Source organism: Novosphingobium sp. 9U, from assembly GCF_902506425.1.
Classification (GTDB): Bacteria; Pseudomonadota; Alphaproteobacteria; order Sphingomonadales; family Sphingomonadaceae; genus Novosphingobium.
Window position 1 is genome coordinate 1,200,866 of the sequence record NZ_LR732469.1, and the last position, 23,886, is coordinate 1,224,751.

The window sequence follows — 23,886 nt, forward strand, 5'->3', positions numbered from 1 at the left end:
TGGCGCGCCATAGCGAGGAACGCGGCGGGTGCCATCAATTGATTTCTGCAGATTCTCCCCTTTGAGGGGGGGGACCGCCAGCGTAGCTGGTGGTGGAAGGGTGTAACCCTCTCGTCCGAGCACTCCGCGAGCGGTGACACCCCTCCGTCAGCCGCTGCGGGCCTGCCGCCTCCCCTTACAGGGGAGGATCAAGCGCTGCTCAACCCTGCTGTCGCAGGGCCACATCGTTCATGAAGCGGGTGCCGTCGCCCTTCGCCAACCACTCCGCCTCGGCGGCAATGGCCCCGAGCATGTCAGCAAGATCGTCCGTCTCGCTCTTCGCATAGTTGCCGAGCACATAGCCCGTCACTCGGTCCTTGTGCCCGGGATGCCCGATCCCGAGGCGTACCCGACGAAAGTCGGCACCCAGATGCTGATCGATCGATCGCAAGCCATTGTGACCGGCGGTGCCGCCGCCTTGCTTCACCTTCACCTTGAAAGGAGCAAGATCGAGTTCGTCATGAAAGACGGTCAGCGCATCCAAGTCGAGCTTGTAGAAGCGCATTGCCTCGCCCACCGCGCGGCCGCTCTCGTTCATGAAGGTGGCAGGCTTGAGCAGCAGCACCTTGTTGTTGCCGATGCGGCCTTCCTGCAGCCAGCCCTGGAACTTCTTCTGCACCGGGCCGAAGCCGTACACTTCGGCGAGGGTGTCGACGGCCATGAAGCCGACGTTGTGCCGGTGCATCGCGTACTGCGCACCCGGATTGCCGAGGCCGACCCAGAGCTGCATGGCCATCTCCCTATTCGCGGTGCTACGCCCAAGCCCCATGGCTCAGGCAACAAAAAACCTCGCCACCGCCGCTGAGAAGCAGAGATAGCGAGGTTTTGCTGTTCGACGGTGAACCGAAGCGGATTACTCCGCGGTCGCTTCCTCTTCCTCGCCGCCCTCGGAGCTCTTGAGCGCCGAAGGAGCGACGATGGTCGCGATGGTGAGGTCAGCGTCGTGCGAGCCGTCCTGCGCGCCCTGGGGCAGCTTCACCTGGCTGATGTGGATCGAGTCGCCGACTTCCAGGCCGGTCACGTCGATCGTGATCTCGTCGGGGATGTTGTTGGCGTCGACGATCAGGTCGAGCTCATGCGCCACGACGTTCAGCACGCCGCCGCGCTTCAGGCCCGGCGATGCGTCCTCGTTGGCGAACACCACCGGTACCTTCACGTGCACGGTCGCGTTGGCGGCCAGGCGCAGGAAGTCGACGTGGAGCGGACGGTCGTTGACCGGGTGGAAGGCAACGTCCTTGGGGAGCGTGCGCAGCTTCTGGCCGCCGACTTCGACTTCGACGATCGAGTTCATGAAGTGGCCGGTGCCCAGCAGGCGGACCAGTTCCTTCGCCTCGACGTGGATCGAGAGGGGCTCTTGCTTGTCGCCGTAGATAACGGCGGGGACGCGGCCATCGCGACGCAGTGCACGGGAGGCTCCCTTGCCAACCCCTTCACGCGTCTCGGCCGGCAGGTTCAGCGTATCGCTCATGGGTACGTGCCTTTCGGATGTCTCTTAAGTACAGGCCGCGACGCTCGTCGCCACGACCTCTCCCGCCACGCCTCCAGGGATGACCATGGCCGGGAAGCGCGCGCCCTTAGCGGCAGACGCGCCCAAACGCAAGCTTAGTCGAGGCGCGTCACGGTGTAGCCGGCCCGCGTCAGCATGGCGGCGAGCCCGTCGGGGCCGGCCATGTGCGCGGCGCCGACCGCTACGAAAGGTCGATGTCCGGATCGCACTTCTGCGACGATGCGTGTCGTCCAGCGCCGATTGCGGTCGGTGAAGAGGGCGGCGCGCACCGCGGGATCGGCAAGCAGCCCGGTACGCGTCTCCGCCTCGATCCGCGTCATGTCGCCCCGGCGCCAAACTTCCACCAAGTCCGCTTCGTCATCGAGCGCACCGGCGTCGGACAGCACGGCGCTGAGGAGAAAGCGTTGCTGGACTTCGGGCAGTCGATCGAAGATCGAGAGCTGCGCCGTCGCGCCTTCCAGCTCGATCACGCGCTTGTTCGGAGCGGCGGCAAGCACGGCACGATCGACGCCGTTCCGGCCATCCGATCCGTCCTCGGGCCGAGCGAGCATCAGTGCCACCGTCCAGGTCTCAACATCGCGCAAGTCTGACTCGGAGATGCCGCGCGCAGCCAGCATGCTGGCCAGGCTCGCTCGCCGGTCTGCGGGGACACGGGCGGCGACCGGCGGCAGGCCAGGTGTGCGCGACAAGGCGGTGAAGGCCTGGGCGACGGCAGCATCGTCGGAGATGTTGGCAACTTCGACCATGACCTCATCCGATCGGGCGAGTGCCTGTGCCACTGGCGGCGTGTTCCATGCGAGCGGGGCAGGGGCGGCGTGGATCGTGCCGAACAGCCACGCCTCCTGTTCACCGTGGCCGGTGACATGCCAGATCGCAGGCTGCGCTGGCTCTGGCTTGCCGCTGCAGCCGGCGACACTGAGGACGAGGCCGAAAAGCGCAGGCCAGATGCTCGTCATACCTGCGACATTGGAGACCCTGCTTCGAGCAACATGGCGCGCCCATTGAAGAACAAGCGGGGCTCCCGCTTGCGCGTGGGCGGAGCGATATGCCTTGGGTCGAGCCGCGCTCACCGCACGCGCGTGGTCTTGACCCGGTCGGCGGCGAGCTGCGCCTGGACACTGTCCTTGCCGGCGAGGTGCCCCGCTCCGACGGCAACGAACACGGTGCCTGGCTGCTTCAGGCGCTCTTCGATCCACTTGGCCCAGGCCTTGTTCCGGTCAACCAGCAGGACCTTCATCAGCGCCGCATCGCTCTCGTCCTCGTTCATCAAGCGCGCCAGTTCGTCGGCTTTGCCTGCCTTCCATGCCTCGACCATGGCCTTGATCTCGTCGCGGACCGTGGGGAAGCTTTCCAGCACTTCGCCCAGGTACTTGACCTGTGTGTCCTGCGGCAGGCTGTCGAACAGGCCGAGCTGCATCTCGGCCGTCTCCAGACCCAAGTGCTGCTTGCCCGCCGACTTCGCAATCAGCAGCGCCTCCGCGCCGTTCATGGTGCCGAAGCCGTCCTTCATCAGCGGCAGAGTCGAGAGCGCAACCGCCGCGTACCACGGATCGTTCGCATCGAAGGCAGACATGGGCAGCTGCAACGAGGTGAGCGCCGCCTCATACTGCTTGCGCACGTCGGAGGGCAGTTGCTCGCGCAAGTTGCGCGGCGGGTTGGCGAGCGCGATCTGGCCAATCTTGGCCTGGACTGCTGGATCGTTCGGCTCGACGATCTCGGTCACCAGAGTGTCGGAGCTTTCCAGCGCCTTGGCGATCGGCCCTGAGTACCACTCGATCCCGGCAGGCAGGATGTGGATCGTCCCGAACAGCCAGATCGTGGTATCCTTGTCCGAGACCTTCCACAGCGCCGGCTTGGCGACTTGCGCCTTCGTGACCTGCCCCGTCGGGGCCGGGGTCGGCTTGGCCGTCTGCGCCTCCTTGGCCGACCCGCAAGCCGGCGTCAGAAGCAGCATCAACGGGGCAAGCAGGGCGAGCGGCGAACGGCGCGGGAAGGTCATGCAGGGCCTTATAGGGGGCATTTCCCAAGCGTCGATGAACGATTGCGCGGCGCGGAACGCAGACTGCAATGTTGACCCGTTCCCGACCCTGCGCCAAAGCGCCGGACCATGCCAGATCCCGCCGCACCGCTCAGTTTCCAGGACATGATCCTCACGCTCCATTCGTTCTGGAGCCAGCAGGGATGCCTCATCCTGCAGCCCTACGACATGCGCATGGGAGCGGGCACGTTTCACCCGGCGACGACGCTGCGCGCGCTCGGCCCCGAGCCGTGGAAAGCGGCCTACGTCCAGCCCTCGCGCCGGCCGACCGACGGCCGCTATGGCGAGAACCCCAACCGTCTGCAGCATTATTACCAGTACCAGGTGATCCTGAAACCGAACCCGGCCAACCTGCAGGAGCTCTACCTGCAGAGCCTGGCGGCGATCGGCGTCGACCCGCTGGCGCACGACATCCGCTTCGTGGAGGACGACTGGGAGAGCCCCACGCTCGGCGCCTGGGGCCTGGGCTGGGAAGTCTGGTGCGACGGCATGGAGGTGACGCAGTTCACCTATTTCCAGCAAGTCGGCGGGTTTGACTGCAAGCCGGTCGCCGGCGAGTTGACCTACGGTCTGGAGCGTCTGGCGATGTACATCCAGGGCGTCGATCGCGTCTATGACTTGCGCTTCAACGACCAGGGCGTGTCGTATGGCGACGTGTTCCTGGCCAACGAGCAGGAACTGTCGAAGTACAACTTCGAGATCGCCGACACCGATCAGCTCTTCACCGGCTTCCGCCACGCCGAGGCCGAGGCGATGCGCTGCATCGAGGCAGGCATACCCCTGGCGGCCTATGACCAGGCTATCGAGGCGAGCCACTTGTTCAACCTGCTGCAGGCGCGCGGCGTCATCTCCGTCCAGGAACGCGCGAGCTACATCGGCCGAGTTCGTGACCTCGCCAAGGGCAGTTGCGAGGCCTGGATAGCGAAGAACGCCGATCGCTGGGCCAGCGAGTACGCGGGGTGGAGCGCATGACCGACTTTCTGCTCGAACTCCGCTCCGAGGAAATCCCGGCTCGCATGCAGGCCGGTGCGCGTGCCGACCTGGAAACGCTGTTCCGCAAGGAACTCGCCGCTGCCGGCGTCGAGCCTGGCGCGATCACCGTCTGGTCGACGCCGCGCCGCCTGGCGCTGATCGCTCGTGACTTGCCCGAAGCAACGCGGGCCGTGCGCGAGGAGACCAAGGGCCCGGCGCTCGGGGCTCCGACGCAGGCGCTCGAAGGCTTCCTGCGCAAGTCGGGGCTGACTCAGGACCAGCTCGAAGTGCGCGATCTGAAGGGCAAGGCGACCTACTTCGCCGTGGTCGAGAAGCCCGGCCGCGCGGTGTCGCAAGTGCTGGCGGAGGCGATCCCGGCGATCGTACGTGCGTTCCCCTGGCCCAAGTCGATGCGCTGGGGCGCAGCCTCGATCAGCACGGAGAGCACGCGCTGGGTGCGCCCGCTCTCCGGCATCGTCGCCATCTTCGGTGAGGAACTGGTGCCGTGCGAGGCAGGCGGCGTACAGAGCGGCTACGCAACCGTGGGGCACCGCTTCCACCATCCGAGACCGATCACGATCGGCGGCGCACACGACTACGCCGACAAGATGCGCGCCTGCCACGTCATCGTCAGCCACGAAGAGCGCCAGGACATCGTCCGCATGGGCGCCGCCGAAGTGGCGACGCTCGGCGGCCTGACGCTGGTCGAGGACGAGGGCCTGGTAGTCGAGAACGCCGGCTTGACCGAGTGGCCGGTGCCGCTGCTCGGGCGCTTCGACGAGGCGTTCCTGGAAGTGCCGCCCGAGGTCATCCAGCTGACCGCGCGCGTGAACCAGAAGTACTTCGTGTGCGAGAATGACGGCAAGCTCGCCAACGCCTTCGTGTGCACCGCCAACATCGAAGCGAACGACGGCGGCGAGGCGATTGTCGCTGGCAACCGCAAGGTCCTCGCCGCGCGCCTGTCCGACGCGCGCTTCTTCTGGGACACCGACCGCAAGACCACGCTGGCCGAACAGGCGGAGAAGCTAAAGCGCATCACCTTCCACGAAAAGCTCGGCACCGTCGCCGACAAGGTCGAGCGTGTCGCCAGGCTGGCTGAGTGGCTGGCGAGCGAAGGCATCGTACCCAACTGCGATCCCGCGCTCGCACGGCAGGCGGCAGAGCTGTGCAAGGCCGACCTCGTCACCGAAATGGTCGGCGAGTTCCCCGAACTCCAGGGCCTCATGGGCGGCTACTACGCCCGCGCCGAGGGCCTGCCCGACGCCGTCGCCGACGCCATCCGCGACCACTACAAGCCCGTTGGGCAGGGCGACGAGGTGCCGACTGCGCCGATCACCGTGGCGGTGTCGCTGGCGGACAAGCTGGATACGCTAGTCTGCTTCTTTGTAGAGCGGATGCCACCAACTGGCTCGCGCGACCCATTCGCTTTAAGACGTGCCGCCTTGGGTACGCTCCAGTTGATCCAGTCGAATAATCTACGCCTTAATCTCTTGGACGCGATCCTTTTTTCCGTTTCGATGAGGTGGGCTGACATGAGCGGTGAGCCATTCTCTCACTTCGCAGAAGATGTCAGATCGACGATCTTCAATGATCGGCTCTCGACGCGCGGAGAACTTACAGAGCAGCTAGCGGCACAGGCTGTTTTCGATCTTGTCGACTTCTTCGCCGACCGCCTGAAAGTCCAGCAGCGTGAAGCCGGCGTCCGCCATGATCTGATCGACGCCGTGTTCGCGCTCGGCGAGGAGGACGATCTCGTGCGCCTGCTCGCCCGCGTCCATGCACTCCAGGCGTTCGTCGGAACCGAGGACGGCGCCAACTTGCTCGCCGGCTACAAGCGCGCCGCCAACATCCTCAAGAAGGAGGACTGGCACGGCATCGAAGGCGAGATCGCCCGCACCGGCGAAGAGGACCCGCTCGCCGGCGTCGACGATCCGGATCTCGCGCCCGTCATCGCCGCGAAGATGGCCGAGCGCCACTCGTTGTCGTACGAGGCCGAGCCGGCCGAGCAGGCGCTGATCGACGCGCTCGCCACCGCCGCACCTCAGGCCGAGCGGGCCGTCGCGGCGGAGGATTTTGCCCGCGCCATGGCAGCGCTCGCCTCGCTTCGGGCACCGATCGATGCCTTTTTCGAGAGCGTGACCGTCAACGATCCCGACCCGGCAAAGCGCAACTCGCGTTTGGCCCTGCTTGATCAATTCCGTGCTGCAGTGCACAATGTTGCTGACTTCTCGCGCATCGAGGGGTGATCATCCGCACGAGTCCGTAAGCGCGATGATCTGATACGCGGGAAGACATAAGGCTTGTCCGAGGGCGACAAACCTCGCACGTGAGCAGAAGGGCACCAACCGATGAGCACCGATACTATGGTCAAGCAGGTCTACACCTTCGGCGGCGGCGTGAAGCACTCCGATCCTCGCTCACGTGACAAGGTCATCTGCGGCGGCAAGGGCGCGAACCTGGCCGAGATGGCCGGTATCGGCCTGCCGGTGCCCCCGGGCTTCACCATCACCACCGAAGAATGCGTGAAGTACCTGGCCGAGGGCGCTAACTTCTCCGACCAGCTGCGCGCCGATGTGGCCGAAGCGCTGACGCATATCGAGAAGACTGTCGGCAAGACGTTCGGCGATGCCGCCGATCCGCTGCTGGTCTCGGTCCGCTCGGGCGCGCGCGTGTCGATGCCCGGCATGATGGATACGGTGCTCAACTTGGGCCTCAACGACGAGACGGTGCAGGGACTGGTCGCTACGTCCGGCGACGAGCGCTTTGCCTGGGACAGCTACCGCCGCTTCATCCAGATGTACTCGGACGTCGTTCTGGGCGTCGAGCATCACCTGTTCGAGGAAGCGCTGGAGATCGCCAAGGAAGACAACGGCTACGAGAACGACACCGAGCTGTCGGCGGCCGACTGGCAGAAGATCGTCAAGGAGTACAAGGGCATCGTCGAGAGCGAGCTGGGCAAGCCGTTCCCGCTCGATGTCAATGAGCAGCTCTGGGGCGCCATCCAGGCGGTGTTCGACAGCTGGGATTCGGACCGTGCCAAGGTCTACCGCCGCCTGAACGACATCCCGGGCGACTGGGGCACCGCCGTGAACGTGCAGGCCATGGTGTTCGGCAACATGGGCGAGACATCCGCCACCGGCGTCGCCTTCACCCGCGACCCCGCGACGGGCGAGAAGGCCTACTATGGCGAGTGGCTCGTCAACGCGCAGGGCGAGGACGTCGTCGCCGGCATTCGCACTCCGCAATACTTGACCAAGGCCGCGCGCGAGCGTGCCGGGGCCAAGCCGCTCTCGATGGAAGAGGCGATGCCAGCGGCTTACGGCGAGTTGGCTGCCGTGTTCGAGCTGCTCGAGAAGCACTACAAGGACATGCAGGACATCGAGTTCACCGTTGAGCGTGGCAAGCTGTGGATGCTGCAGACCCGCTCGGGCAAGCGCACCGCAAAAGCCGCGCTAAAGATGGCAGTCGACATGGTGGCCGAAGGCCTCGTCGACGAGAAGACCGCGATCCTCCGCGTCGATCCCATGGCGCTCGACCAGCTGCTGCACCCCACGCTCGATCCCAAGGCCAAGCGCGATGTGCTGGGCAAGGGGCTGCCGGCATCGCCGGGCGCGGCTTCGGGCGCGATCGTGCTCGATGCCGACACCGCCGAGAAGCGCGCCGAGTTGGGCGAGAGCGTGATCCTCGTGCGCGTCGAGACTTCGCCAGAGGACATCCACGGCATGCACGCCGCCAAGGGTATTCTCACCGCACGCGGGGGCATGACGAGCCACGCCGCAGTGGTGGCGCGCGGCATGGGTCGCTGCTGCGTCTCGGGTGCTTCGGGCGTGTCGATCGACATGAAGAGCCGCACGCTCAAGATCGGCAATCGCGACCTCAAGGAAGGCGACGTCATCACGCTCGACGGCTCGACCGGCGACATCATGGCGGGCGAAGTGCCGACGGTGGAACCGGAGCTCGCTGGCGATTTCGCCGAGCTGATGACCTGGGCCGACAAGCACCGCCGCATGAAGGTGCGTACCAACGCCGAGACGCCGGCCGACTGCAAGATGGCCCGCCAGTTCGGCGCCGAGGGCATCGGCCTGTGCCGCACCGAGCACATGTTCTTCGACGCAAGCCGCATCTCGGCCGTGCGCCAGATGATCCTAGCCGAAGACGAGGCCGGCCGCCGCGCCGCGCTGGAGAAGCTGCTGCCCGAGCAGCGCGACGACTTCGCGCAGATCTTCATGGTCATGGCCGGCCTGCCGGTCACCATCCGCCTGCTCGACCCGCCGCTGCACGAGTTCCTGCCGCAAGGCGATGCCGAGTTCGCCGACTTGTCCGAGACGATCGGCATCTCCGTGGACACTCTCAAGCGCCGCGCCGACGAGCTGCACGAGGCCAACCCGATGCTCGGCCACCGTGGCTGTCGTCTCGGCATAACCTTCCCCGAGATTTACGAGATGCAGGCGCGCGCGATCTTCGAGGCGGCGTGCGACGTGATCGACAAGGTCGGCGACGCACCGGTGCCCGAAGTCATGATCCCGCTGGTCGCCACCAAGCGCGAACTCGCTATCCTGAAGAAGCTGGTCGATGAAACCGCCGCCAAGGTCTTCGCCGAGAAGGGCAAGTCGGTGGACTACATGGTCGGCACCATGATCGAGCTGCCGCGCGCCGCGCTGATGGCGGGTGAGATCGCCGAGGAAGCGAAGTTCTTCTCGTTCGGCACCAACGACTTGACTCAAACCACGCTGGGCGTCTCGCGTGACGACGCTGCGCGGTTCCTCTCGCCTTACGTCGACAAAGGCATCTACGCGCGCGATCCTTTCGTCAGCCTCGACATCGAGGGCGTGGGCCAGCTGGTGCAACTCGGCGCCGAGCGTGGACGCGCGACCCGCGCCGACCTCAAGCTCGGCATCTGCGGCGAGCATGGCGGCGATCCCGCGTCCATCGCGTTCTGCGAGAAGGTCGGCCTCGATTACGTCAGCGCCTCCCCTTATCGCGTGCCGATCGCCCGGTTGGCGGCGGCTCAGGCGGCTCTGGCGTAACGCTCAGCCACGCCAGCCCGAAAGGGTGAGAATCTCGAAGCGCTCCACCGTGCGGCCGTCCACAGCGGCTGCACGGTAGGCCTGCTCCGCTTGAGCCCGCGCGGCCTTGCCGAGGGGCTCGCCCCGGTCGACCAGGACGTTGCTGTGCCCTTGCGCGCGCAGGTCCGCCACCGCGCGTGAGAAGGAGCGGAACGCCACATCAAGGTGGCGTGAGTCGGCGACCGGGTTCGCGAAGCCCGTTCGCTGCACCAGCTGAGCACCTGCACGAACGTCTACAAGGGGATGAATGCGCGCCGCTGGCCGCTCGCCATCCGCTGCGAGCATGGCGGAACGCAGAACGGGCAGGCTGCCCGCGCCGGGAAAGCTGGCGATCATCAGGCCCCCCGTCTTCAGGGCGTTCCGGATGTGTACCAGTGCACCCGGCAGGTCGTTGACCGTGTCGAGTGTGCTCAGGCTCGCGATGAAGTCGAAATCGCCGACGGGGAAGGGTGCTTCCTCGTCGAACCCGCGGGCGGGCTCCACGCTGATGACATGCGTACCGCGACTCTCGAGCTGAGCGCCTAGCACGCCGGCAGTGTCGCCGATCAGCAAGGCGCGCTCGGGCTGGTGGCGCAGGAACGCCAGGCGCTCGAGTACGTCCTCGATCATATCGTCAAGCAGATATCGCGGCGCATCCGGCGCCTCTTGCGCGCGCAGCATGCGCCGGCGAGCAGCGATGCGACGGGCAGGATCGAAGATGCGGGGAGGGGTGGGGGAAGCCATAGCGCTCTCCTGCCGGAGCAGGACCGATGCCGCAATCTTCAAGGCGCTTGCCGATCCTGCCCTGCGGGCTACCGTCCGCTCGTGGTCTCCGCCGTGCTCGAACCTTTGATCGACTTCGTCTTCCCGCCTCGGTGCCCCCTGTGCGGCGCGGGCGTGAGCTCGCAGACGGGTCTCTGCGCCGATTGCTGGAGCGAGCTGGCGATCCCGGGCGAACCATGCTGCGACCTATGCAGCCGTCCGTTCGGCGAGGATGTGGCGACGGGATCGACCTGCGCGCCATGCCTGGCCGATCCGCCTCGCCATGACGGCATCGCCGCCGCCACACTCTACAACGACGCTTCGCGCAAGCTGGTCCTGGCGTTCAAGCACGGCAGCCGCCTGGGGCTGGCCAAGTTGATGGCGCGGCTGATGGCCGCGCGGCTCGCCAGTGAACCGCGGGGCGACTGGGTGATCGTGCCAGTCCCGCTGCATCGCTGGCGCTTGTGGCGGCGCGGCTACAACCAGGCGGCCATCCTGGCGCAGGAGCTGGCGCAGATCACCGGTGGCACGGTGTCGATCGACGCATTGGAGCGCCGCAAATCCACGGCCGCGCTGGGTGGCTTGGGCCGACTTGCACGTCGACGAGAGCTCAGCGGCGCGATTCGGCTCGCCGAGCGGCGCAGGCAGAGTATCCGCGGCAAGAGCGTGCTACTCGTCGATGACGTGCTGACCAGCGGGGCGACGAGCGATGTATGCGTGTCCGCCTTGAAGCGCGGCGGTGCATCACGCGTCGTCGTGACTTGCTTCGCCCGCGTCCTCGACGAAGCATTGGATCTAAGGTGACAAGTACAGTCGCCTGAACGACAAAGAAAAACGCCCGAGGCGGGCGCCTCGGGCGTTCTCGTGACGAAACTACTTGGACCCTGCAGAGCAGTTCGGCGACGCCCCTGTTCGTCGCCTGGTCCGATCCCTCATCTTCACCGGCCAACTCGCGTACTCGCGGATGCTGGCCTCTTCCCTGAACCGTTGGCGCTTGAACGTCAGCACCTGTCCGGTGTGTTTGCAGCCCCCCAGCTGCGAGTTACGTGTTCTCTCAAAGTGAGGTTCTTGAAAAGGGCGTTTGCAAGCTTGGCCGGATTTTGGTCTAGGCATGTGGTTATCGTGCAACATAGCGCAACATAGCGCGCAGCAGAGAAACCGAGCGATGAGCCACGACCACGAGCGCGAGACCGGAAGCGCCTTCATGCCGCGCTACGATGCGCAAGGATTGGTCACCGGCATCGCCATGGATGCGCGCACGCGTGAGGTGCTGATGGTGGCCTTCATGGATGCCGAAGCGGTCGCCCGCACGCGCGAGACCGGGCTGGCGCACTTCCACTCGCGCTCACGCGGGCGGCTGTGGCTGAAGGGTGAAAGTTCGGGGCACTTCCTGAAGGTTCAGGAAATCCTGGTCGATTGTGACCAGGATGCGCTCGTCATGCTGGTGGAGCCGCAAGGCCCCGCTTGCCACACCGGTGCGCGCAGCTGCTTCTACCGGCGCCTCGTCGACGATCGCCTGGAACCCGTTTCGGGTTAGGCGAGGATCTCGTCGAACAGGCTGCGCATCGCGGCCCAGCTCTGGCGATCGGCGCTGGTGTCGTAGCCTATCGCAGGAACGCCGCGCGCGTCGCTGCCCGGGTCAGTGAAGCCGTGCTTGACGCCCGAGTAGGCGTGGAAATGCCAGTCGGCGCCGGCCGCGTCCATCTCCTCCCAGAAGCGCAGGACCTGCTCGCGTGGCACGAGCGGGTCCGCATCGCCATGGCACACCAGCAAGCGCGCGTGGATCTGACCCGGTTCGGCGGGGCGATCGGTGGTCAGGATGCCGTGGAAGCTGACGGCGGCGAACAGGTCATGGCCATCGCGAGCAGCTTCCAGAGCGGCTTGTCCGCCCATGCAGTAGCCAATGGCGGCAACCGGCGACCCAACGGCTTCCGGCAAGCTCCGCAGAGCGTCGAGCGCCACGCCGATGCGGCCGCGATAATGCGCGACATCGGCGCGCAGCTTCTGCGCCAGCGGACCCGACGCCGCGAAGTCAGCCACGGGCTCGCCATAGAAGTCGGCAATCAGCGCCAGGTAGCCCAGATCCGCGAGCATCGCCGCGCGTCGCTCGACGGCCGGTGTGACGTTGGCGATAGTAGGTAATACCAGGATGGCCGCGCGGGGCACGCCTTGCGGACGCGCGAGCCAGCCTGTCAGTTCCACATCGCCGTGGCGGTAGGCGAGCGCCTCGAGCTGGCTCATTCGGGCAGGAAGTCCGGCACCGAGAGGTAACGCTCGCCCGTGTCGTAGTTGAAGCCCAGCACGCGCGAGCCCGCGGGCAGCTCGGGCAGCTTGGCTGCGATGGCCGCCAGCGTGGCGCCCGAGCTGATGCCGACCAGGATGCCTTCCTCACGCGCGCAGCGCCGGGCGAACTCCTTGGCATCGGCGGGATCGACCTGGATCGCACCGTCGATTGCCTGCGTGTGCAGGTTGGACGGGATGAAGCCCGCGCCAATGCCCTGGATCGGGTGAGGGCCGGGCTGTCCGCCCGAGATTACCGGCGAAAGCGTCGGCTCCACCGCATAGGCCTTGAGCGAGGGCCAAGCCTGCTTCAGCCGCTCGGCGCATCCGGTCAAGTGGCCGCCGGTGCCGACGCCGGTGATCAGCACGTCGATCGGAGTGTCGGCGAAGTCGTTCAGGATCTCGAGTGCAGTGGTGCGCACGTGGACGTCGATGTTGGCGGGATTGTCGAACTGCTGGGCGATCCACGCACCCGGCGTCTGCGCAGCGAGTTCGCGCGCACGCTCGATCGCGCCCTTCATGCCCTTTTCCTTGGGCGTGAGGTCGAAGGTCGCGCCGTACGCCAGCATCAGCCGGCGACGCTCCAGGGACATTGATTCGGGCATGACCAGGACGAGCTTGTAGCCCTTCACCGCGGCGACCATGGCAAGGCCGATGCCGGTGTTGCCAGAGGTCGGCTCGATGATCGTGCCGCCGGGCTGCAGGCTGCCGTCGCGCTCAGCCGCTTCGATCATGGCAAGCCCGATGCGGTCCTTGATCGAGCCGCCGGGGTTGCCGCGCTCGCTCTTTACCCAGACCTCGTGGTCGGGGAACAGGCGTGAGAGGCGGATGTGCGGGGTGTTGCCGATGGTGGCAAGGATGCTGTCGGCCTTCATGGGGCTGTCTCCCGTGTTCGGTCTTTGGGGCGATATTGAGGCGCGAAAGTACGGGCTCGGCGGATTTCCGGAAAGAGCTTCGACCACATAGCGGTCACGAGTATGGCAGCGGCGCCGCCGAACACAACTGCTCCCGTCGCGCCGAGCAGCGCAGCGGCGACACCCGACTGCATCTCGCCCAATTCGTTCGAGGCCGAGACGGCCAAACCGGAGGTGGCGGAGACACGACCGCGCATGTCGTCAGGCGTGTTGAGCTGGATCAGCGAGCTGCGGATGAAGACGGACACCATGTCGGCCGCGCCCAGCACGAACAGGAACGCCAGCGACAGCAACAATTCACGTGAGTAGGCAAAAACAATGGTCGCGACGCCGTAGACGCCGACGGCGGCCAGCATCTTGACGCCGACATTGTGCTCGAGCGGGCGGAACGAGAGGGTCAGGGCAACGATCGCCGCACCTACCGCTGGCGCAGCACGGAGCTGGCCCAGGCCTTCCGGCCCTACGTGCAGGATGTCGCGGGCGAACACCGGAAACAGCGCCGTAGCGCCGCCGAAGATGACTGCGAACAGGTCGAGTGTGATGCAGCCGAGCAGGAACCGGTCGTTCCACACGAACTGGAACCCACCCACGATCTGCTGCAGCGGATGGGCCTTGCGTGCGTCTCCCAGTGTCGGTGGGAGCGAGCGGATCGAAAGCAGGCTCGTGGCCGCGACCGCCATCAGCACCGTCGATGTCCAGTACGGCAGTGCGTGAGAGGAGGCGAAGAGGAAGCCGAAGCTTGCAGGCCCGATCACCGCTCCGGCCTGCCAGGCAATCGAGTTCAGGGCGATCGCTCGCGGGATCAGCGCTACCGGCACGATGTTGGGAGCGATCGCGCTCAGCGCCGGTCCCTGGAACACGCGGACCGCGCCATGAAGCGCCGCGAAGCCGAACAGCACGGGCAGGCTGCGGATACCCAGCGCCGTTACGGTACCGAGCCCGAGTGCTATGCACAAGTCGATGCTCATCGAAGTGGCAGCCACGTAGCGGCGATCGAAGCGATCCGCGACGACTCCCGCGATCGGAGTCAGCAAGAGGATGGGAATGAACTGCGCCAAGCCAAGTAGTCCCAGCTGGAACGAGGCCTGGCTGATGCTCATCGCGTATTCGCTACGAGCGACATCGTAGAGCTGGTACCCGATGATCACGACCATGCCATTGGTCGCGATCACCGCTGCGAAGCGCGCCAGCCAGAACTTGCGATAGTCCGGAATGGCCAGGGGAGTTGTCGGGGACGAGGTGGGTTGGCTCACCGGCGGGCCATGGCACTGCCGGCGCGATTCGCCAACCCTACTAATTTTGTGGACTTTGTGGCTGACCGGGAAAGTGGGCCCGGAAAAGTGGGCTTGGAATTCAGCGCTTCGGGCGTAACCGCGGGTTGGGCTGCATGGCATCCACGAGCTTGGCGAAATCATCGATGCGGATGATCCGCTCGAACTGAAAACCTGCACGTCCCTCGTGCGACCAGATCAGGTGCGCCTCGATACGCCCAACAACGGGCAGGCGCATCACAAGCCGTTCGCCACGCTCCATGTCGTCGACACCTGTCGCCATGAAGCCCTGCGCCGAAACGTTCACGATCGTCAGATGCACGTCGCCGCGCTGCTTGTGCTCGGCGATGACCTTGTAGTCGGCAGGGTGACGCGCGGCGCGGCGCTTGTCGGTTACCGTCAGCTGTGCGCCAGCACTCATGATGCGCCCCTTTACGTGCGTTTTGACCAGAGCGGCATCATGCACGAGAGTGGCAAACAAACCGTGAAGCGGACGGGTTAAATCTTGTTCAGGCGCCGCGCAGTACCCCGTGCTTCTTGCGCCCGAGGCTGAGCTTGCGTGAGACGCCGGACTCAATCGTAATCAGCAGGTTAGGATCGCTCACGGCTTCGTCGTCGAGCTTGACCGCGCCTTCGCCGATCTTGCGCTTGGCTTCGCCGTTCGAGGCGGTGAGGCCCAGTTCGGTGCAGGCGGCGACCAGCCGGATACCCTCGGCAGGAACAGTGATCGAGGGCAAATCTTCACCCATGCCGCCACCCGCGAAGGTCGCCTTAGCAGTGGCTTCGGCGTTGCGGGCAGCATCCTCGCCGCGGCACAGCCTGGTGGCCTCGTTGGCAAGGACGATCTTGGCGTTGTTGATCTCGCCGCCTTGCAGCGCCTCCAGCTTCGCGATCTCGTCGAGCGGCAGGTCGGTGAACAGGCGCAAGAACTTGCCGACGTCGCGATCGTCGCAATTGCGCCAGAACTGCCAGTAATCGAAGTTCGACAGCATGTCCTCGTTGAGCCAAATCGCGCCGGCGACCGACTTGCCCATCTTCGTGCCGTCCGCCTTGGTGATCAGCGGTGTGGTCAGCCCGAACACTTCGGCGCCATCCATGCGGCGGGAGAGCTCCACGCCGTTGATGATGTTGCCCCACTGGTCAGATCCACCCATCTGCAACTGCACGCCCATGGCTTGGCGCAAGTGGCGGAAATCGTAGCCTTGCAGGATCATGTAGTTGAATTCGAGGAAGGTCATTGGCTGCTCGCGCTCGAGCCGCAGCTTGACCGAGTCGAAGCTCAGCATGCGATTGACGGTGAAATGGGTCCCAATCTTCTGCAGCATCTCGATGTAGCCGATCGAGCCGAGCCAATCGTGATTGTTGACCATCACCGCGTCGGTGGGTCCGTCGCCGAAGGTCAGCAGGCGCTCGAACGCGGTGCGGATCGAAGCGATGTTCGCCTCGATCGCCTTGTCCGTCAGCATCTTGCGCACTTCGTCTTTGCCGGTCGGGTCGCCGATGCGCGTGGTGCCGCCGCCCATGAGCACGATCGGCTTGTGTCCCGCCTGCTGAAGCCGGCGCAGCAACATGATCGAGACCAGATTGCCCACGTGAAGCGATGGCGCAGTTGCATCGAAGCCGACATACCCGGGAACGAGTTGCGACGCCGCCACCTTGTCCAGGCCCTCTGCATCGGTAAGCTGGTGGATGTAGCCGCGTTCGTCGAGCAGGCGTAGCAAGGTGGAATCGTAGGTCATCACAGCGTCTTTCGTGGAAGCGGGCGCCTAGCACGGAGCTTGCCGGTTGCAAACGCACAGCCTGATTGCGCATCCAGACTTCTCGCCGGTGACGGTGCGAGAGGTCACGGCCCGGATCACACCCGATGGTGACTGGCTGCGGCTGCGCTGGCGGATCGAGGGCGCCTACAAGCTCGTTGTGCCGCCGTTTGCCGGCAAGGGCCGCGCGGACGGTCTATGGCAGACGACTTGCTTCGAGCTGTTCCTGCAATCGCCGGGCGAGGCGGGCTATACGGAATTGAACCTTTCTCCATCCGAACGCTGGAATGCCTACGACTTCAGCAGCTATCGCGAGGGAATGACGGAGCGGCCGTTCCCGCACGAGCCCAGCTGCACCATGCGCAAGGGTGAGGCACTGGCCATCTTCGACGCCGCCGTGCCCGCCTCGGCACTGCCGCCCGCGCTCTGGAGGTACAACATGACCGCCGTGATCGAGGAGGAGGGCGGCAGACGCTCCTTCTGGGGAGTGGCTCATCCGGTCGGCAAGCCGGACTTCCACGATGCCGCTTGCTTCACCGGCACGCTTGCGGCAGCGAACGGCGCATGAAGTTCGGTATCGATCGCCTGCTCGCCGACCCGGTCTTGCGCAAGCCGCTGGAGGGCCGCCGGGTGGCTCTCGTCGCACATCCTGCCTCGGTGACCGAAGGCCTCGTCCATTCGCTCGATGCGCTGATTGCGGCCGGCGTGAACGTGACCTCGGCGTTCGGCCCTCAGCATGGGCTGAAGGGGGACAAGCAGGACAACATGGTCGAGACCGGCGACGAGGTTGATCCGACCTATGGCATCCCCGTCTTCAGCCTCTACGGCGAGGTGAGGCGCCCGACCGAAGGGATGATGTCGACGGCCGACGTGTTCCTGTTCGACCTGCAGGACCTGGGTTGTCGCATCTACACTTTCGTGACGACGCTTCTCTACCTGCTCGAAGCCGCATCGGGCGCCGGCAAGAGCGTGTGGGTGCTCGACAGGCCCAATCCCGCCGGCCGCCCGGTTGAGGGCACGACGCTGCTGGCCGGGCAGGAAAGCTTCGTGGGTGCGGGGCCGATGCCGATGCGGCATGGATTGACGTTGGGAGAGATGGGGCACTGGTTCGTCCGGCAGTTCGACCTCGACGTCGACTATCGGGTGATTGCGATGGAGGGATGGCAGCCCGACCACGCACCCGGCTTTGGTTGCCCGACGGATCGCATCTGGATCAATCCCAGCCCCAACGCCGCCAACCTCAACATGGCACGCAGCTACGCCGGTACCGTGATGCTGGAGGGCACCACGCTTTCAGAGGGTCGCGGCACGACTCGGCCGCTGGAAGTGCTATTCGGCGCGCCCGACGTTGCAGCGGGCAGGGTCCTGGCTGAAATGCAGGCCTTCGCGCCCGACTGGCTTGCTGGCTGTGCACTACGCGAGTGCTGGTTCGAGCCGACGTTCCACAAGCACGCCGGCGCCCTGTGCAACGCGCTAATGATCCACGCCGAGGGACCGTTCTACGATCACTCCGTGTTCCGTCCCTGGCGCTTGCAGGCGCTGGCGTTCAAGGCGATCCGGCGGCTCTATCCCGACTACCCGATCTGGCGTGATTTTCCTTACGAGTACGAGTTCGACCGACTGGCGATTGACGTCATCAACGGTGGGCCGGCCTTGCGCGAGTGGGTCGACGATCCGGCGGCCAAGCCGGGTGACCTTGAAGCTCTGGCGAGCCGCAACGAGACGGCGTGGCGGGAAGAGATCGCAGACCTCCTCCTCTACTGACTGGCGCGAATGGGGAAGGGGGCGCAGAACCTCAAACGTAGTTGGCGATCCAGGCGACTGAGTGGGCCGCCGGAACGAACAGCGCCTGCGCCAGCAGCGTGCCTACCAGGCGGCTGATGGAGATCCACACGATCGTGCGCCGGAACCGCGCTTCGTCGATGCGGCCCTCTACGACGTCATCTGTCATCACCGACAGCTGCGGGTCGATCAGCGCGAAGAGCAGGATCGTCGCGAAGCCGTTCACCACTGCCGACAGCTGCGAAGCCGTGACGCGATACTGCGGGTTGAGGAAGCCCGCATAGAGCGAGGCCAGCACGCCCACCACGATCAGCGCCTGCGCCAGGCAGTTGGCCACCAGCACGCCCCAGCCGACGCCGCGGTCTTGCGCGAAGCCGCGCAAGTGGGACAGCGATGGCATTCGGATCGAACGGCGCACCGCATGGAACCCTGCGGGCGAGGCGAGGCGCATCACCAGCTTGCCGGTCGAGCGGTGGACCTGGAAGTAGCCGATCCCGGTCGCGAACAGGCGCTGGCCGGTCGGCACCAGCAGGATGCCGAGGAACACCGCGATCGAGGCGGAGGCAAGCACCAGCCGGAAGTCGCCCAGCAGCGCGTCGCCGCCGCCCGTCGCCAGCCGGCTCTCGATCCGCTTGGCGAGGAAGGGCCCGAGGAAACTGTTCGAGGTGCGCGACACCAGCACCAGGATGTTGAAGAGCGCAAAGCTCATGGCGATGCGGCGGGTGCGCACCCCGGCGATGCGCGCGGCGTAGGCCAACGTGCCGATGAGGTTGATCGCCGCCGTCAGCAGGCAGATGATGAGCAGTTGCCGGTCCATGGCGCTCGCCCCTAGGCGCTCGGGCGCGCAGGCGCCAGAGCCACCGTCACGCCTTCTTGCGCGTCAGTTCGCGCATCGCGTCTTCCAGGCCATCCAAGGTCAGCGGGTACATCTGGTCGTGCAGCAGTTCGCGCACCATGCGGGTGGATGTCGAGTACTCCCACTGGCGCTGCGGCGTGGGATTCAGCCACACCGTCGCCGGGTAGGTCTGCACGATCCGCTGCAGCCACACAGCGCCAGCCTCCTCGTTCATGTGCTCCACCGAGCCGCCAGGATGGCTGATCTCGTACGGACTCATCGCCGCGTCGCCGACGAAGATCACCTTGTAGTCGTGCCCGTACTTGTGGAGCACGTCCCAGGTCTTGTCCCGTTGCGACCAGCGCCGGCGATTGTCCTTCCACACGCCTTCATACAGGCAGTTGTGGAAGTAGAAGAACTCCAGATTCTTGAACTCGGCGGTGGCGGCGCTGAACAGCTCCTCCACCAGCTTGATGAACGGGTCCATCGAGCCGCCGACGTCGAGGAACAGCAGCACCTTGACCGCATTGTGCCGCTCCGGCCGCATAACCACGTCGAGCCAGCCTTGCTTGGCCGTGCCCTCAATTGTGGCGTCCAGGTCCAGCTCCTCGGCCGCGCCCTCGCGGGCAAACCGGCGAAGGCGGCGCAGCGCGACCTTGATGTTGCGCGTGCCCAGTTCCTTGGTGTTGTCGAGATTGGCGAACTCGCGCTTCTCCCACACCTTGACCGCGCGTCCGTGCTGGCCTTCCCCGCCGACGCGGATGCCTTCCGGATTGTAGCCCGAGTGCCCGAACGGCGACGTGCCGTTCGTACCGACCCACTTGTTGCCGCCGGAGTGGCGCTTCTGCTGTTCCTCGAGCCGCTTCTTCAGCGTCTCCATGATCTCGTCCCAGGAGCCGAGCTTCTTGACGGCGTCCATCTCCTCCTGGGAGAAGTAGCGCTTGGCCAGCTTCTTCAGCCAGTCCTCGGGTATGTCGACCGGCTGCTGGCCGTAGTCGGTAAGGATGCCCTTGAAGACCTTCTGGAACACCTGGTCGAAGCGATCGAGCAGGCCCTCGTCCTTCACGAAGGTGGCGCGGCTGAGATAGTAGAACGCCTCGGGCGTCTGCTCGATCACGTCCTTGTCGAGCGCTTCCAGCAGCGTCAGGTGCTCCTTGAAGGAGGCCTTGATCCCGGCGGCGCGCAGCTCGTCGACGAAGTTGAAGAACATGGCGCTATTGCCCCATTGCCGGTGCCGGCGGCTGCTGGTCCCAGCGCTCCAGCGCGGGATCGATGTGGGCCCAGGCCGGCGCGTCATCAAGCCAGATCGCCGCTGCCGGAGCAAGGCCGTGCCCTTCGTTCAGCATCCCCATGCGAATGGTACGCAAGTGCGGCCGCGCGCTGGAGTGGGCGAGCACGTGGCTGCCGCAAGTCGCGCAGAACTCGTGCGTGAGGGTATTGCCGCTGGCCGCTACGTAGCTGGACTGCGCCCGCGCGCCTGCGATCGTGATCGCCTCGAGTGGGAAGATCGCGTTGTTCGTCGGGCCACCGGCGGCGATCTTCTGGCACTGGCGGCACCAGCACTGCCGCGTGGTGACAGGCTCAGCGTCGATGGCAACGGTGACGCCGCCGCAGTTGCACCGGCCGGTGTACGGCGCGGTCATCAACTCCCCCGCCGCGACATGAACGCCAGCCGCTCGAACATCATCACGTCCTGTTCGTTCTTCAGCAGCGCCCCGTGCAGCGGCGGGATCGCCTTGCTGGCATCCTGGTTCTGCAGCACGTCGAGCGGCATGTCCTCATTCATTAGCAGCTTGAGCCAGTCGAGCAGCTCGCTGGTGGAGGGCTTCTTCTTGAGACCGGGTACTTCGCGCAAGGAGTAGAAGATCTCCATCGCCTTCGTGACGAGCGTCTTCTGGATGCCGGGATAGTGCACGTCGATGATCGACTGCATCGTCTCGCGGTCGGGGAACTTGATGTAGTGGAAGAAGCAGCGGCGCAGGAACGCGTCGGGCAGGTCCTTTTCGTTGTTCGAGGTGATGATGATGATCGGGCGCTCGGCCGCGGCGATGTGCTCGCCGGTTTCGTAGACGTCGAAGGCCATGCGATCGAGTTCGGCGAGCAAGTCGTTGGGGAACTCGATATCGGCCTTGTCGATCTCGTCGATCAGCAGGACGGGCAGGGTGGGGCTGGTGAACGCCTCCCACAGCTTGCCCTTGCGGATGTAGTTGGAGATGTCGTGCACGCGGCTGTCGCCGAGCTGGCCGTCGCGCAAGCGGGCGACCGCGTCGTACTCGTAGAGGCCCTGATGGGCTTTCGTCGTCGACTTAACGTTCCAGGTGATCAGCGGCGCGCCCAGCGCTTCGGCAATCTGCTCGGCCAGCACGGTCTTGCCGGTGCCGGGCTCGCCCTTGACCAGGAGAGGACGGCGCAGCAGCACGGCGGCATTGACCGCGACCTTGAGATCGTCGGTGGCGACGTAATTGCTGGTGCCTTCGAAACGCTGCATCGGCTGGTCCTGTCCTGACTTGTTGCAAGAACCGTAAGTTGTGCAGCGCAGCGAGGCAAGCGGCCGGTCGCAGTGCGCAGCCGCGCAAGCGATCCGTTCGCGCGGCCCACCCTGGTCCGAGCGCAGTGGACTTAGCCCGATGCGCACTGCACAAGCGGCGGCATGGGGCTGGATCTACGCAGGGCTGACTGGCTGACGGCGACGCGAGCCAAAGCCTATCTGTGGATCCTGGCGCTGCTGAACCTCGGCACGCTGGGTGCGCTGATGGCGAGTGCGCGCAACGGCGTGGACCGGAACGGCTTCCTGCTCGGCACCGACTTCCTCAGCTTCTGGACGGTCGGCCGCATGCTGCAGGGGCATGCAAATCCGTACGATCAGGCTGCACATATCGCCGCGCAGCAGGCGTACTTCACGCAAGCCGATGCCTTCACGGCGTTCTTCTATCCGCCTGGTTTTCTGCCATTTTGCTATCCGCTCGGTTGGCTGAGTTATTTTCCCGCGCTTATCGCGTGGCTGCTCCTGACCGGCGCGGCGTTTGCATTCTCGCTCCGGCGCTGGCTCAAGGCGTTTCCGATCGGCGCGCCATGGTGGCTGCTGCTGGCGGCGTTCCCTGCGACCGTGATCGAGATCACGCATGGGCAGACCGCGTTCCTGTCGTCCGCGCTGCTGACGCTGGGCATGTTGGTGGCCGGCACGCGGCCCTACCTTGCCGGCATTCTGTTTGGCCTTGCGACACTCAAGCCGCAGTTCGGCGTGCTGCTCCCTGTGGTGCTGCTGCTGACTGGACAATGGCGTGTCGGCGTGAGTGCGGTGCTGACGGCGGCCGCGCTCGGCGTCTTCTCGGCGGCCGTATTCGGCCCGCACGTCTGGGCCGACTGGTTCATGCTGACTCAGGCTGCGCAGGCCGCCATGGACGCCGGCACTGTGGGCTATGCCAAGATGGTCAGCCCATTCGCGGCGCTGATGCTGCTGGGAATTCCGCAAGGGCCTGCCTATATCGTTCACGCAGCGATCGCCATCGCCGTGGCCGCGATGCTCGCCACCGTAAGCTGGCGGCGGCGCTATACGCCGGAATTGGGCGCCTTGGCGCTGGCAGGGGCGGTGCTGGCTTCTCCCTTCGTGCTCGATTACGATATGCTGTTGCTGATGCCTGCGATGATCGTGGTCGGCTCGCAAGGGATCGCCGGTGGTTTCCGCGCCTGGGAGCGCCTCGCGTTGCTCCTGGCCTTTGCTGCGCCGGCGTTCGCAAGGCCGCTGGGCATGAACCTGCACCTGCCGATCATGCCTGAGATCGCATTCTTCCTCTTCTGGGTGCTATGGCGCCGTGCGCGCGCCGCCCCTCTCGAAAGTTCAACTCATGCCTGATAACTCTTCCAACATCGCGCTGCTGATCGACGCCGACAACGCCTCGCCCGCGAACATCGACGCCGCGCTCACCATCCTGGGCGACCTTGGCACGGTCAACGTGCGGCGCATCTACGGCAACTGGAGCAAGCCGGGCCTCAAGGGCTGGTCCAAGCTGATGCACCGCTATGCGCTGGAGCCGCAGCAGCAGTTCGACCTCACCAAAGGCAAGAACGCCACCGACATGAAGATGACCATCGACGCCATGGACTTGCTCTACGGTGGCCGCGTCGAGGGGTTCGGGCTGATGACCAGCGACAGCGACTTCATGCCGCTTGCCATGCGCATCCGCCAGAACGGCACGCCCGTCTACGGCTTCGGCACCGCGCGTACGCCCGAAGCCTTCCGCGAGGCCTGCACCCGCTTCATCGACCTCGATGCCGTGGTCGAGGATGAGGAGGACGAGCTGATCCTGCCTCCGGCGATCCGTCCTCGATCGGCAGCGAAGACGACGGCGGTAGAAGCCGGGTCAACGTCGGCGTCGAGCACTGCCGTGAAAGAAAAAACGGCCGCGCCCACTGCCAAGCCGCGGGAAAAGCCCGCCGTTGACGAAGCGTTGATCAAACTGCTCGGCGATGCGTGGAAAGCCAGCAAGCGCGACGAGCATGGGTTCGCAAGCTTGCAGGAAGTGGGCCAGCGCGCGGCGAACCGGTCAAGCTTCGATGCCCGCAGCTACGGCTTCTCGCGGCTCGCGGACCTGGTGAAATCATTGCCCAACTTCACCACAGAGAAACGCGAAAGCGGGTTGTTCCTGAAACGCGTCCGATAACGAACCATCCCGTCTGATTAAAT

23 protein-coding genes are annotated in these 23,886 nt (G+C 65.5%); 9 read left to right on the forward strand and 14 right to left on the reverse strand.

The genetic code is table 11. From position 1 onward, the window contains the following. Positions 1-199: 199 nt before the first annotated feature. The 4 genes from pth to GV044_RS05440 all read right to left on the reverse strand — a co-directional run bounded on the left by pth (position 200) and on the right by GV044_RS05440 (position 3,545). On the reverse strand, positions 200-769 hold the full coding sequence (pth, locus tag GV044_RS05425) for an aminoacyl-tRNA hydrolase (RefSeq protein WP_201299014.1): 570 nt from the start codon (positions 767-769) through the stop codon (positions 200-202). A gap of 123 nt (positions 770-892) precedes the next feature. After that, positions 893-1,507: a 50S ribosomal protein L25/general stress protein Ctc gene (locus tag GV044_RS05430; RefSeq protein ID WP_159866469.1), complete on the reverse strand. Its 615-nt coding sequence runs from the start codon at positions 1,505-1,507 to the stop codon at positions 893-895. A gap of 134 nt (positions 1,508-1,641) precedes the next feature. Further along, positions 1,642-2,502 carry a TraB/GumN family protein gene (locus tag GV044_RS05435; protein ID WP_159866472.1) on the reverse strand — a complete coding sequence of 287 codons (861 nt, stop codon included), beginning with the start codon at positions 2,500-2,502 and terminating at the stop codon, positions 1,642-1,644. A gap of 110 nt (positions 2,503-2,612) precedes the next feature. Next, positions 2,613-3,545: a TraB/GumN family protein gene (locus GV044_RS05440; RefSeq protein WP_236554721.1), complete on the reverse strand. Its 933-nt coding sequence runs from the start codon at positions 3,543-3,545 to the stop codon at positions 2,613-2,615. Between the two features lie 108 nt (positions 3,546-3,653). Here GV044_RS05440 and GV044_RS05445 point away from each other — a divergent pair, with 108 nt between their 5' ends. The 3 genes from GV044_RS05445 (at position 3,654) to ppdK (ending at position 9,583) form a co-directional block, all read left to right on the forward strand. Next, positions 3,654-4,556, forward strand: coding sequence for a glycine--tRNA ligase subunit alpha (locus GV044_RS05445; protein ID WP_159866475.1), 903 nt, complete (start codon positions 3,654-3,656; stop codon positions 4,554-4,556). Beyond that, positions 4,553-6,802 (forward strand): glycine--tRNA ligase subunit beta, encoded by a 2,250-nt coding sequence (gene glyS / locus GV044_RS05450; protein ID WP_159866478.1) that lies wholly within the window; start codon positions 4,553-4,555, stop codon positions 6,800-6,802. Before GV044_RS05445 ends, glyS begins: the two co-directional genes overlap by 4 nt. A 117-nt stretch (positions 6,803-6,919) precedes the next feature. Further along, positions 6,920-9,583 carry a pyruvate, phosphate dikinase gene (ppdK, locus tag GV044_RS05455; RefSeq protein ID WP_159870921.1) on the forward strand — a complete coding sequence of 888 codons (2,664 nt, stop codon included), beginning with the start codon at positions 6,920-6,922 and terminating at the stop codon, positions 9,581-9,583. 3 nt (positions 9,584-9,586) lie between these two features. Here ppdK and GV044_RS05460 read toward each other — a convergent pair whose 3' ends face one another. Next, positions 9,587-10,345: a methyltransferase domain-containing protein gene (locus tag GV044_RS05460; protein WP_159866481.1), complete on the reverse strand. Its 759-nt coding sequence runs from the start codon at positions 10,343-10,345 to the stop codon at positions 9,587-9,589. A gap of 93 nt (positions 10,346-10,438) precedes the next feature. Here GV044_RS05460 and GV044_RS05465 point away from each other — a divergent pair, with 93 nt between their 5' ends. Both GV044_RS05465 and hisI read left to right on the forward strand, forming a co-directional pair. Beyond that, positions 10,439-11,167 carry a ComF family protein gene (locus GV044_RS05465; protein WP_371741574.1) on the forward strand — a complete coding sequence of 243 codons (729 nt, stop codon included), beginning with the start codon at positions 10,439-10,441 and terminating at the stop codon, positions 11,165-11,167. 361 nt (positions 11,168-11,528) lie between these two features. Further along, the gene (gene hisI / locus GV044_RS05470) at positions 11,529-11,900 is read left to right on the forward strand and encodes a phosphoribosyl-AMP cyclohydrolase (protein WP_159866487.1); all 372 of its coding nucleotides are present in this window, start codon (positions 11,529-11,531) and stop codon (positions 11,898-11,900) included. On the opposite strand, the gene GV044_RS05475 is transcribed toward hisI, so the two are convergent. The 5 genes from GV044_RS05475 to tyrS form a co-directional block, all read right to left on the reverse strand. Then, positions 11,897-12,604 (reverse strand): dienelactone hydrolase family protein, encoded by a 708-nt coding sequence (locus GV044_RS05475; RefSeq protein WP_159866490.1) that lies wholly within the window; start codon positions 12,602-12,604, stop codon positions 11,897-11,899. The two genes, hisI and GV044_RS05475, sit on opposite strands and share 4 nt — an antisense overlap. Next, positions 12,601-13,518: a cysteine synthase A gene (gene cysK, locus GV044_RS05480; protein WP_159866493.1), complete on the reverse strand. Its 918-nt coding sequence runs from the start codon at positions 13,516-13,518 to the stop codon at positions 12,601-12,603. Before cysK ends, GV044_RS05475 begins: the two co-directional genes overlap by 4 nt. After that, positions 13,515-14,810: an MFS transporter gene (locus GV044_RS05485; RefSeq protein ID WP_236554723.1), complete on the reverse strand. Its 1,296-nt coding sequence runs from the start codon at positions 14,808-14,810 to the stop codon at positions 13,515-13,517. Before GV044_RS05485 ends, cysK begins: the two co-directional genes overlap by 4 nt. A gap of 100 nt (positions 14,811-14,910) precedes the next feature. Further along, positions 14,911-15,249 carry a PilZ domain-containing protein gene (locus GV044_RS05490; RefSeq protein WP_159866499.1) on the reverse strand — a complete coding sequence of 113 codons (339 nt, stop codon included), beginning with the start codon at positions 15,247-15,249 and terminating at the stop codon, positions 14,911-14,913. Between the two features lie 88 nt (positions 15,250-15,337). Then, on the reverse strand, positions 15,338-16,567 hold the full coding sequence (gene tyrS, locus GV044_RS05495) for a tyrosine--tRNA ligase (protein ID WP_159866502.1): 1,230 nt from the start codon (positions 16,565-16,567) through the stop codon (positions 15,338-15,340). Between the two features lie 46 nt (positions 16,568-16,613). Between tyrS and GV044_RS05500 the strand changes: the two genes are divergently transcribed. Next, on the forward strand, positions 16,614-17,153 hold the full coding sequence (locus tag GV044_RS05500) for a DOMON-like domain-containing protein (RefSeq protein ID WP_201299015.1): 540 nt from the start codon (positions 16,614-16,616) through the stop codon (positions 17,151-17,153). Beyond that, the gene (locus GV044_RS05505) at positions 17,150-18,349 is read left to right on the forward strand and encodes an exo-beta-N-acetylmuramidase NamZ domain-containing protein (protein WP_159866505.1); all 1,200 of its coding nucleotides are present in this window, start codon (positions 17,150-17,152) and stop codon (positions 18,347-18,349) included. Before GV044_RS05500 ends, GV044_RS05505 begins: the two co-directional genes overlap by 4 nt. 31 nt (positions 18,350-18,380) lie before the next feature. Here GV044_RS05505 and GV044_RS05510 read toward each other — a convergent pair whose 3' ends face one another. The 4 genes from GV044_RS05510 to GV044_RS05525 are packed head-to-tail and all read right to left on the reverse strand — an operon-like array spanning position 18,381 to position 21,690. Continuing rightward, entirely contained in the window at positions 18,381-19,184 is an 804-nt protein-coding gene (locus tag GV044_RS05510; protein WP_159866508.1) for a lipid II flippase Amj family protein, read from the reverse strand. A 46-nt stretch (positions 19,185-19,230) separates the two neighbouring features. Continuing rightward, on the reverse strand, positions 19,231-20,412 hold the full coding sequence (locus tag GV044_RS05515) for a VWA domain-containing protein (RefSeq protein ID WP_159866511.1): 1,182 nt from the start codon (positions 20,410-20,412) through the stop codon (positions 19,231-19,233). A 4-nt stretch (positions 20,413-20,416) separates the two neighbouring features. After that, positions 20,417-20,845, reverse strand: a complete 429-nt coding sequence (locus tag GV044_RS05520) for a GFA family protein (protein ID WP_159866514.1) — start codon at positions 20,843-20,845, stop codon at positions 20,417-20,419. After that, positions 20,845-21,690: a MoxR family ATPase gene (locus GV044_RS05525; protein WP_159866517.1), complete on the reverse strand. Its 846-nt coding sequence runs from the start codon at positions 21,688-21,690 to the stop codon at positions 20,845-20,847. The genes GV044_RS05520 and GV044_RS05525 overlap by 1 nt, the downstream gene beginning before the upstream one ends. 162 nt (positions 21,691-21,852) lie before the next feature. Here GV044_RS05525 and GV044_RS05530 point away from each other — a divergent pair, with 162 nt between their 5' ends. Next, positions 21,853-23,055, forward strand: coding sequence for a glycosyltransferase family 87 protein (locus tag GV044_RS05530; RefSeq protein ID WP_159866520.1), 1,203 nt, complete (start codon positions 21,853-21,855; stop codon positions 23,053-23,055). Then, complete coding sequence (locus GV044_RS05535) at positions 23,048-23,863, forward strand: NYN domain-containing protein (RefSeq protein WP_159866523.1); 816 nt, start codon at positions 23,048-23,050, stop codon at positions 23,861-23,863. The genes GV044_RS05530 and GV044_RS05535 overlap by 8 nt, the downstream gene beginning before the upstream one ends. Positions 23,864-23,886: the final 23 nt, after the last annotated feature.

Excerpts from the sequence above, each read along its gene's own strand:
- GV044_RS05490 (WP_159866499.1), bottom strand. The coding sequence starts at position 15,249 with ATGAGTGCTGGCGCACAGCTGACGGTAACCGACAAGCGCCGCGCCGCG.
- tyrS (WP_159866502.1), bottom strand. The coding sequence starts at position 16,567 with ATGACCTACGATTCCACCTTGCTACGCCTGCTCGACGAACGCGGCTAC.
- GV044_RS05440 (WP_236554721.1), bottom strand. The coding sequence starts at position 3,545 with ATGACCTTCCCGCGCCGTTCGCCGCTCGCCCTGCTTGCCCCGTTGATG.
- hisI (WP_159866487.1), top strand. The coding sequence starts at position 11,529 with ATGAGCCACGACCACGAGCGCGAGACCGGAAGCGCCTTCATGCCGCGC.
- GV044_RS05505 (WP_159866505.1), top strand. The coding sequence starts at position 17,150 with ATGAAGTTCGGTATCGATCGCCTGCTCGCCGACCCGGTCTTGCGCAAG.
- GV044_RS05530 (WP_159866520.1), top strand. The coding sequence starts at position 21,853 with ATGGGGCTGGATCTACGCAGGGCTGACTGGCTGACGGCGACGCGAGCC.
- GV044_RS05520 (WP_159866514.1), bottom strand. The coding sequence starts at position 20,845 with ATGACCGCGCCGTACACCGGCCGGTGCAACTGCGGCGGCGTCACCGTT.
- glyS (WP_159866478.1), top strand. The coding sequence starts at position 4,553 with ATGACCGACTTTCTGCTCGAACTCCGCTCCGAGGAAATCCCGGCTCGC.
- GV044_RS05430 (WP_159866469.1), bottom strand. The coding sequence starts at position 1,507 with ATGAGCGATACGCTGAACCTGCCGGCCGAGACGCGTGAAGGGGTTGGC.
- GV044_RS05475 (WP_159866490.1), bottom strand. The coding sequence starts at position 12,604 with ATGAGCCAGCTCGAGGCGCTCGCCTACCGCCACGGCGATGTGGAACTG.
- pth (WP_201299014.1), bottom strand. The coding sequence starts at position 769 with ATGCAGCTCTGGGTCGGCCTCGGCAATCCGGGTGCGCAGTACGCGATG.
- GV044_RS05515 (WP_159866511.1), bottom strand. The coding sequence starts at position 20,412 with ATGTTCTTCAACTTCGTCGACGAGCTGCGCGCCGCCGGGATCAAGGCC.
- GV044_RS05510 (WP_159866508.1), bottom strand. The coding sequence starts at position 19,184 with ATGGACCGGCAACTGCTCATCATCTGCCTGCTGACGGCGGCGATCAAC.
- ppdK (WP_159870921.1), top strand. The coding sequence starts at position 6,920 with ATGGTCAAGCAGGTCTACACCTTCGGCGGCGGCGTGAAGCACTCCGAT.
- cysK (WP_159866493.1), bottom strand. The coding sequence starts at position 13,518 with ATGAAGGCCGACAGCATCCTTGCCACCATCGGCAACACCCCGCACATC.
- GV044_RS05460 (WP_159866481.1), bottom strand. The coding sequence starts at position 10,345 with ATGGCTTCCCCCACCCCTCCCCGCATCTTCGATCCTGCCCGTCGCATC.
- GV044_RS05435 (WP_159866472.1), bottom strand. The coding sequence starts at position 2,502 with ATGACGAGCATCTGGCCTGCGCTTTTCGGCCTCGTCCTCAGTGTCGCC.
- GV044_RS05535 (WP_159866523.1), top strand. The coding sequence starts at position 23,048 with ATGCCTGATAACTCTTCCAACATCGCGCTGCTGATCGACGCCGACAAC.
- GV044_RS05525 (WP_159866517.1), bottom strand. The coding sequence starts at position 21,690 with ATGCAGCGTTTCGAAGGCACCAGCAATTACGTCGCCACCGACGATCTC.
- GV044_RS05445 (WP_159866475.1), top strand. The coding sequence starts at position 3,654 with ATGCCAGATCCCGCCGCACCGCTCAGTTTCCAGGACATGATCCTCACG.